Origin of the sequence: Eikenella sp. HMSC061C02 (assembly GCF_001809035.1) — a bacterium.
GTDB lineage: Bacteria > Pseudomonadota > Gammaproteobacteria > Burkholderiales > Neisseriaceae > Eikenella > Eikenella corrodens.
In genome coordinates this window covers 15905-24700 of the sequence record NZ_KV795569.1, presented here as the reverse complement: position 1 = coordinate 24700, position 8796 = coordinate 15905, and the positions used below count along the sequence as shown (strand labels likewise).

The window sequence follows — 8796 nt, the reverse complement described above, 5'->3', positions numbered from 1 at the left end:
AAGTTCTTGACTTTCGATTACGGTATCTTTCCCTATCCCTCCCGGCTTACGGCGTACACTCCTCCCATATTGCTTCGCCATCTTCGCCGAACAAATGCAGGCGCAGGCGGCTATCGGGCGAGGTTTCGATGCGCAGGCGACCGCTGCTGCTGTGGGCAGCTCCGGCGAAGGTGAGGTGTTGGCGGGTGTAGGCGATGCTGCTGCGTTCGGTGTAGCGGCCGAGCAGGAAGCCTTTGCGGATGCCGCCGCCTTGGTATTCCGCCCACACGGTGTCGCCGTCTTGGTGGAAGTGGCAGCGTTCGGGTATTTCGCCTGCATGGCCTGCTTCGGCGGGCTGGAACACTTTGCCGTCGAGGTTGAACGGGGCTTGGTCGGTAGCGGCGGGCGCCGGGCTTTGGCGGAAATAGAGCAGCAGGTCGCGGAAAACGTCGGGGTCTTTCACGAAGGTCATTTCGCCGCCCTGCGGGAAATGGTAGTCGAGCAGGCGGGACACCCAGAAACGGATGCAGCCGGCGCGGTGGGCGATGGGCAGGTAGGCCTGTTCGGCGGGAGTGAGGGGGCGCACGCTTTGATAGCCGCGCATAAAGGCTTGCTGCAACTGCGGGTCGATGTGGTTGTCGGCCAGGCGCGCCCAGTCGTTTACAGCGATGGCGAGGTCGTACATGAAGCTGGCGTTGCAGGCGTAGTAGAAATCGATGAAGCCGGCTACCTGAATGCCGTCAAGCAACACGTTGTCTTTGAACAGGTCGGCATGGATGATGCCGTGAGGCAGGTGGCTGTCGGGGTGGGCGGCGAGAAAGGCGATTTCGTCTTGCAGAAGCGCGGCATCTTCGCTGCTCAGGCAGGGCATCAGGCGACGGCTTTCAGCTTCCCACCAGGCGGCATGGCGCGGGTTGGGCATGCTTTGGCCGAAGCTCTGCCCGGCAATGTGCATTTTGGCGAGCATGGCGCCGGTGTGGAAGCACTGGGCGGCATCGGGCACGGCGGTGTCGCGGCCGTTGAGAAAGGTAGCAAGGCAGGCGGGTTTGCCGGCGAGCATGCTCTCGAAGCGCCCGTCGCGGCGGGGAATGGGCGCGGGGCAAGCCACGCCGTTGCGGCTGAGGTGCTGGCTCAGGTCCATGAAAAATGGCAGCTCTTCGCGGGTGAGCACTTCGAAGATGGTGAGCACATAGCGACCGCGGTCGGTGTCGAGGAAGTAGTTGCTGTTGGTTACGCCTTGGGCAATGCCTTGCAGCGACACGAAGCTGCCTAAGTCGTAGTCTTCTAAAAACTGGCGGATTTCTTGATCGGAAACGCTGGTGTAAACAGACATGGCGGGCATCGCGGCAAAGTGGTTGAGGAATGGGCATTCTAGCAAATGAAACAGCAGGCAGGCTACCTGAAAGCACAAGCTTCGGCATCTGTCAGAAAGCGTGTGCCCCAGCAGAATAATATCGCAATAATTTCCAGCTGCCCGCCCACAAACGGGCTAATCCGGCTGCTGCCGAACCGCACCGTTTGCCTTGCCCACGCTGCTTTCAGGTAGCCTTGTTCAGGCAGGCCAATCCAAGTGAGAGTTATAATATAACATGATTTAAATCAATAAGTTATTTTTCTTTTAAGCCTTGACTGCCGGCTTGGAAAAAGTGCATACTCACGATTGAGTAGTCCCCCTAATCAACTAATCAGCACAAGGATCATAGCCATGAAAATGAAAGCAGCAGTTGTTACCCCCCAATGCGACGGTAACGTAGAAATCGTTGAGCGCGACATCCCTGCCGTGGGCGCGGGCGAAGCGCTGGTGGAAGTGGAATACTGCGGCGTGTGCCACACCGACTTGCACGTGGCTGCCGGCGACTACGGTAAAAAACCCGGCCGCGTGCTCGGTCACGAAGGCATCGGCATCGTGAAGCAGATTGCGCCGGATGTAACCACCCTGAAAGTGGGCGACCGCGTGAGCATTGCCTGGCTGTTTGCCAGCTGCGGTCACTGCGAATACTGCATCACCGGCCGTGAAACCTTCTGCCGCAGCGTGCTGAACGCCGGCTACACCGCCGACGGCGGTATGGCCACCCACTGCGTGGTGAAAGCCGATTATGCGGTGAAAGTGCCCGAAGGCCTCGATCCCGCCCAAGCTTCCAGCATCACCTGCGCCGGCGTAACCACCTATAAAGCCATCAAAGTGGCCGGCGCTGCGCCCGGTCAGTGGATTGCCATCTACGGCGCCGGCGGCTTGGGCAACCTGGCCGTACAATACGCCAAGAAAGTGTTCGGCGCACACGTGATCGCCGTAGACATCAACGACGACAAACTGGCTCTGGCCAAAGAGTCCGGCGCAGATTTGATTGTGAACCCTGCCAAACAAGACGCTGCCAAGTTCATTCAAGAGGAAACCGGCGGCGCACACTCCGCCGTGGTAACTGCCGTGTCTCGTGCTGCATTCAATTCCGCCGTGGATTGCGTGCGCGCTTGCGGCCGCGTGGTAGCCGTTGGCCTGCCGCCCGAAACCATGGATTTGTCAATTCCGCGCCTGGTGCTGGACGGCATCGAAGTGGTCGGCTCTCTGGTGGGCACACGCAAAGACTTGGAAGAAGCCTTCCAATTCGGCGCCGAAGGCATCGTGGTACCCGTGGTGCAGCTGCGCCAGCTGGACGAAGCCAACACCATTTTCCAAGAAATGCGCGACGGCAAAATCCAAGGCCGTATGGTTATCGACATGAAAGCCTGCGGTTGCCATCACTAAGCCTTAGGCTATAAACAAACAGGCCGCTCCAAAAACGGGGCGGCCTGTTTTGCGGATGAGGCTACCTGAAACCTTGGAGCTTGCTGTGCTGCGTTTAAACTTCGTTGTCGCACACGTTTTCAGGTAGCCTTTCCCTTTATCTATTTATTCCACATAACGAACCCCTTGCGCCACTTCCCTACGCCTCAACCATTTCGGCACAAATACTGCCGCCAAAGTAGCCGCCACCACCAACACAATCCCCAGCCACGACAGCGCCGAAATCTGCTCACCCAAAATCAACACCGCCAGCCACGCCCCGAAAATCGGCCCCAGTGCCGATAAAATGCCCGAAAAATTCGCCGACACCGTTTTCATCCCGATATTCCACAAATTGTAGGCCAGCCAGCTGCAACACACCCCCAAATACACCAGCCCCAGCGTGCCGCGCCAATTCCAATCGATATGCAGGCTGTCGGCCAGCGTCAAACTTGCCGGCAGGCACAGCAGCGGCGCTACCGCCATCGTTATCGAAGTAAACGCCTGCACCCCCACCTTTTCAATCATCTTCTGCGAAGGGCGCAATACCGCACAAAACACCGTATTGCCCAACATCACCAACGTGCAGCCCCAAAGGCTGATTTCCCCGCTGCTCTTGCCGCCCGCAATCAGCAGCGCCACCCCGGCAAACGCCGCCACACCGCACAGCCACACAAACCAATGCGCCCGGTCGTGGAAAAAGAAGTGGCCGATAAACACCGTTAAAATCGGGCTCAAGCCGATAATCGTGGTGGCGCTGGCTGCCGACGTGTATTTCACCCCCACAAATTCCGGTATCATCACCATCACATAATTCAAAAACGACAGCCACAGCAAACCCCGCCAATACCGCGCATCAATCTGCCGCCAATAGCGCAAGCACAGCGGCAAGGCCAGAACAGAAGCAATCATCAGCCGAAACAACAACATAAGCTCTGGCTCCATCATCGTGTAGGTATATTTGGCCGCAATAAAAGCGCTGCTCCATAAAAGCAGCGCAATAATTTGGTAAAACACAGCTCCCCCTCAGGCACATCCTGCCGAAAAACTATAGTGTAAACAGTATACTACACCCATATAACCGCCAGCAAGGGCAGAAACAGGCTTCCCGCACAAACCCTGCGCTAAAGCAAACAAACCCTGCCTAACAGTCGCTTTTTTGCACCTATTATTTCATTCAGGCTACCTGAAAATATAGGCAGGGCGTGTGAGCCATACACACCAGCCATACAGACTAGGCTTACTTTCATTACTTATTAATTTGCATGACTAAAAAATCTGGCGCTGTTCTATAATATTTAATAACCAGAACACCAGCATCATTAGAAGTCCATATATCTAGCATAGGCAATGTTGTCAATGTATCAATAGATTTGAACCATAAATAATGCTCAAAAGGCTGATGTATATGATTATTATCTAAGATTTTCTCATTCCCTTTCGATAGATATTCATTCCCCAAGAAATGGCTGTGCTTAATATGATACGTATCCACTATATCCTCCGGTATATAGTAAAACGGTAAGAAGCTTTTTGGAAACCTAGCCTCAGGGAATAATGATTTATGCTGATATAGTTCGCTATAGCTATAAGTAGCCCGAATTTCTAAAGTATCGATAGCTCCATAGCTATTCTTATAAACAAACCATCCGCTGGTGCCACCAATATATAATTTCCTATTCTCCGCCCTGTATTGCGCACGCTCACTACTATTCCCGATACTGGTTCTTCTTTCTAAAACAGTAATTTTCCAAGCATCGGATAGCTCTTTTGCCGACATTCTAAAAATACAATCACTATCTAAATTATGCTGCAATTGCAATAACAAATCCTCTAAGTTATGCACCGGCTTAAGATTCCTACAGCCTTCCGCATATGCAATATTCTGCAAAGAAATAAATATCAACCATACCGCAAAAAAACTTATCTTCTTCATCTTAATCCTCGCTAATGATTAAACACTATCAGCACGCCATCGGCGTGGCGTGCATGGGCTCTACTCACGCCCGCGGCCTTGGAAGATTGGGTTTTGTATTTTCAGGTAGCCTCTTTTGCCGCATCCGGCACACGCCCGCTCAATGCCCGGCCACGGTCATCTGTTCGAGCAGCAGGGAGCCGGTTTTGTGGGCGCTGCGTTTGAGGGCGTCGTTGGCGGCACCGGCGATGTTGGGCAGCATGTCTTGCAGGCGGCTGGCGATGGTGATTTCCTGCACGGGGTAGGCGATTTGGCCGTTTTCCACCCAGAAGCCGGCAGCACCGCGCGAGTAGTCGCCGGTAAGGGTGTTGACGCCTTGACCCATGAGCTCGGTAACGAGCAGGCCGCTGCCCATTTCACGCAGGAGCTCGGCTTGGCTTGGGTGGGTGTGGCTAAGGATGAGGTTGTGGGCACCGCCGGCATTGGCGGTGGTGGGCAAGCCGAGTTTGCGGGCGCTGTAGCTGCTGAGGAAGTAGCCTTGGATGATGCCGTCTTCAATCACGAAGCGGGGGCGGGTGGCGACGCCTTCGGCATCGAAGGCGGTGCTGGCCAGTGCTTTGGGCAGGTGCGGCTCTTCGCGCAGGCTGAGTGCGGCAGGGAGGATTTGGCGGCCGATGCTGTCTTGCAGGAAGCTGGTTTGGCGGTAGAGCGCGCCGCCGCTGAGTGCGCCGGCGAGGTGGCCGATGAGGCTGCCTGAAACGGTGGCATCGAATAGCACGGGGTAGCTGCCGGTGGGCAGGCTTTTGGCACCGAGGCGCTGCACGGCGCGGCGGGCGGCGGTTTGGCCGATGTGTTCGGGCGTGTCCAAATCGGCGCTGCTGCGGGCGAGGTCGTACCAATAATCGCGCTGCATGCCGCTGCCGCTGCCGGCCACGACGCTACAAGACAGGCTGTGCCGGCTGCTGCGCTGGTGTCGCATAAAGCCGTGGCTGTTGCCGTATACATATTGGTAGTGGCCGGTTTGGATGTGGGCGCCTTCGGAATTGGTGATGCGTGAATCGGCAGCGCGGGCGGCGGCTTCGCTGCGGCGGGCGAGCTCGGCGGCTTCGGCGGTGCTCAGCGGCCATTCGCGGTAGCTTTGCAAATCGGGAAATTCGGTGGCCATCAGGGCGGCTTCGGCTAAACCGGCGCAGGGGTCTTCGGCGGTGTAGCGGGCAATGTCGAGCGCGGCGCGCACGGTGTCGGCAATGGCGGCGGGGGAGAAATCGGCGGTGCTGGCGCGGCCTTTGCGGCGGCCTACATACACGGTGAGGTCGAGCGATTTGTCTTGCTGGTATTCGATGTGCTCGATTTCCTGCAGCCGCACCTGCACGGATTGGCCGATGGATTCGCTCACGTCGGCTTCGGCCGCGGTGGCGCCGCCGGCTTTGGCCAGCTCGATGGCTTGGGCGCAAACATCGCGCAGGGTTTGTTCGCTGTGGTTGAACATGGTGGTGTGCCCGTATCAAATGAAAACGCCGTATTGTACCTGAGCCGATGCTAAATTTTCAGGTAGCCTGACAGCAGGGCTATAATGCGCCTGTTTTTCTTAACGGCCTATCCAACCATGCCTACCCCTTTCGATATCGTCTTCTTCGGCGGCACCGGCGACCTCGTGATGCGCAAGCTGCTGCCCGCCCTCTATCAAGCCCATGCCGCTGGCACGCTGCATCCGGGCGGCCGCATCATCGGCCTCGGCCGCCGCGATTTAGGGCGCGAAGGCTACCTGAAAAAAGTAGAGGAATCCTCCCGGCCGCATATTCCCAACCTTGAAGCCGAAACGTGGCATACCTTCTGCCAACGCATCAACTACCTGCCCGTAGACGCCGAAAACGCCGAACAATTCCACCACCTCGCCGCGCTGCTCGGCGCCGAAGCCGGGCAAAACAGCCGCGCCCTGGTGGTTTACCTTTCTACCGCGCCGCACTATTTCATGCCCATCTGCCGACATCTGGCCGCCGCCGGGCTGAACCGCCCCGCAACCCGCATCGTGCTGGAAAAACCGCTCGGCCACGACCTTGCCTCCGCGCAAAGCATCAACACCGCCGTGGCCGCCTTCTTCCGCGAAGAGCAGATCTACCGTATCGACCATTATCTAGGCAAAGAGCCCGTGCAAAACCTGCTCGCCCTGCGCTTTGCCAACCGCCTGTTCGAGCCCCTGTGGTGTGCCGCCCAAATCCGCGCCGTGGAAATCACCATTGCCGAAGAGCTCGGCGTGGAAAAACGCGGCGAGTTCTACGACCAAACCGGCGCCCTACGAGATATGCTGCAAAACCACCTGTTGCAGCTTTTGTGTTTCACCGCCATGGAGCCGCCGCTTTCCCTCGGCGACAGCGACGTGCGCAACGCCAAGCTCAACGTCTTGCGCGCACTCAAGCCCTTCAACGCCTACAGCGTGCGCGCCGACGTGGTGCGCGGCCAATACACCGCCGGCCAAATCCGGGGCGAAAACGTGTGCGGCTACCGCGAAGAAGCCAACGTAGCCCCGCAAAGCCGCACCGAAACCTTCATCGCCCTACGCGCCGAAATCGACAACCCGCGCTGGCGCGGCGTGCCCTTCCTGCTGCGCAGCGGCAAACGCATGGCCGGGCGGCTGGCCGAAATCGTGCTCCACTTCTGGCCCGAAGCCCACCCCGTATTCGGCTGCGGCGGCTCGCCCAACCGCATCAGCGTGCGCCTGCAGCCGCAGGAATCCGTGAAGCTGTTTCTGCAAATGAAAGCCCCCGGCACCAGCCTGTGCGTGCACGAAGCCGCACTGGATTTAGACTTGCTCAAAATCTTCCCCGAACGCCGTGCCGACGCTTATGAGCGCCTGCTGCTCGACGCGATAGACGGCAAGCTCGCCCTCTTCATGCGCAGCGACGAACTCGAAGCAGCCTGGTGCTGGCTCCAGCCCGTGCTCGACGACTGGGCGGCACGCCAACCCGAACCCCAGCCCTACCCTGCCGGCAGCCACGCCCCCGAAGCCGCCATCGAAATGGCCGCCGCCTGCGGCGTGGATTGGCGCAATCGCTAGGGCCAAAGGCTACCTGAAAACTCAATATCGCAAATAGACGGTTTTCAGGTAGCCTCAAGTATGCGGATGTGGTGTTTATGACACGTTGCGATAACTGGGTTCGGTAGCTCAAAATCTCGCGCAAAGCTAGGTATCATGCCGCTCTCAGGCGAATCAGAAGCCCTTGTTTCGAGTAATGTTTCTATTAAAAATGGCAGCATATGCCGTTTATTTGATTTAACTTCGGGTTTAAGCAGTTTTAGCGGGTGGTAATTGCTCCTATAATGCCCCCAAAGTTAAGGAGGGAATCTTTGCTAATTTGCAGTTTTGCCAAAGTTTCCGTTTCGGTTTGGTTGCCATTAGGCAGCCTGGTTAGGAGAAATAGAGCATGAGTACACCGAACCCAAACCCTTCAACCGCGGCCAACCCTGCTGCCACGCAGGCCAACAAAAACAAAATCCGCCGCAACCTGAAAACCCGCCATCTCTCGATGATCGCCATCGGCGGCAGCATCGGCACCGGCCTGTTTATGGCCAGCGGCAGCGCCATTCATATGGCGGGCCCGGGCGGTGCCTTGGTGGCTTATGCCGCCATCGGCCTGATGGTGTATTTCCTGATGACTTCCTTGGGCGAAATGGCCACCCATCTGCCGGTGTCCGGCTCGTTCTCCACTTATGCCGCCAAGTTTGTCGATCCCTCGCTGGGTTATGCCTTGGGCTGGAATTATTGGTTTAGCTGGGTCATCACCGTAGCAGTAGACATTTCTATTGCCGCCTTGGTAATCACGTATTGGGAACCGATGCGCTTTATGCCGCCCTGGGGCTGGAGCCTGCTGTTTTTCGGGCTGATTGTGCTGCTAAATTTATTATCGGTAGAAGCTTTCGGCGAATCGGAATATTGGTTTTCGCTGGTTAAAGTGGTTACGGTAGTCGTCTTCCTCGGCGTGGGCATGCTGACGATTTTCGGTATTCTCGGCGGCGACTATGTGGGTCTGGCTAATTTTACCGTGGGCGACGCGCCATTTTTAGGCAACGGTTTTTCAGGTAGCTTCTTAACCATGCTGGGCGTATTCCTGATTGCCGGCTTCTCTTTCCAAGGCACAGAACT

At 57.0% G+C, this 8796-nt stretch carries 6 protein-coding genes and 1 pseudogene; 3 read left to right on the top strand and 4 right to left on the bottom strand.

Annotated elements, in window-relative coordinates; genetic code table 11:
• Positions 1-394 precede the first annotated feature (394 nt).
• Positions 395-1312, bottom strand: a pseudogene (thrB, locus tag HMPREF2541_RS09805) (homoserine kinase); the annotation flags it as partial.
• 372 nt (positions 1313-1684) lie between these two features.
• On the opposite strand from thrB, the gene adhP reads away from it, so the two are divergent.
• Positions 1685-2722, top strand: a complete 1038-nt coding sequence (adhP, locus tag HMPREF2541_RS09800) for an alcohol dehydrogenase AdhP (protein ID WP_083296821.1) — start codon at positions 1685-1687, stop codon at positions 2720-2722.
• A 144-nt stretch (positions 2723-2866) separates the two neighbouring features.
• Here the strand turns inward: adhP and HMPREF2541_RS09795 are convergent, their stop codons facing one another.
• The 3 genes from HMPREF2541_RS09795 to pmbA all read right to left on the bottom strand — a co-directional run bounded on the left by HMPREF2541_RS09795 (position 2867) and on the right by pmbA (position 6144).
• Complete coding sequence (locus tag HMPREF2541_RS09795) at positions 2867-3757, bottom strand: DMT family transporter (protein ID WP_064086508.1); 891 nt, start codon at positions 3755-3757, stop codon at positions 2867-2869.
• Positions 3758-3989: 232 nt separating this feature from the next.
• Positions 3990-4676: a hypothetical protein gene (locus HMPREF2541_RS09790; RefSeq protein WP_070543424.1), complete on the bottom strand. Its 687-nt coding sequence runs from the start codon at positions 4674-4676 to the stop codon at positions 3990-3992.
• Between the two features lie 139 nt (positions 4677-4815).
• Positions 4816-6144 (bottom strand): metalloprotease PmbA, encoded by a 1329-nt coding sequence (gene pmbA / locus HMPREF2541_RS09785; RefSeq protein ID WP_070543422.1) that lies wholly within the window; start codon positions 6142-6144, stop codon positions 4816-4818.
• A gap of 117 nt (positions 6145-6261) precedes the next feature.
• On the opposite strand from pmbA, the gene zwf reads away from it, so the two are divergent.
• Both zwf and HMPREF2541_RS09775 read left to right on the top strand, forming a co-directional pair.
• Positions 6262-7710: a glucose-6-phosphate dehydrogenase gene (gene zwf / locus HMPREF2541_RS09780; RefSeq protein WP_070543425.1), complete on the top strand. Its 1449-nt coding sequence runs from the start codon at positions 6262-6264 to the stop codon at positions 7708-7710.
• 469 nt (positions 7711-8179) lie between these two features.
• The coding region (locus tag HMPREF2541_RS09775) for an amino acid permease (RefSeq protein ID WP_210387157.1) at positions 8180-8796 on the top strand (617 nt) is incomplete at its 3' end.

What these genes read in the sequence shown, in the direction of transcription:
- adhP (WP_083296821.1), top strand. Translation starts at nt 1,685, where the DNA reads ATGAAAATGAAAGCAGCAGTTGTTACCCCCCAATGCGACGGTAACGTA.
- HMPREF2541_RS09790 (WP_070543424.1), bottom strand. Translation starts at nt 4,676, where the DNA reads ATGAAGAAGATAAGTTTTTTTGCGGTATGGTTGATATTTATTTCTTTG.
- pmbA (WP_070543422.1), bottom strand. Translation starts at nt 6,144, where the DNA reads ATGTTCAACCACAGCGAACAAACCCTGCGCGATGTTTGCGCCCAAGCC.
- zwf (WP_070543425.1), top strand. Translation starts at nt 6,262, where the DNA reads ATGCCTACCCCTTTCGATATCGTCTTCTTCGGCGGCACCGGCGACCTC.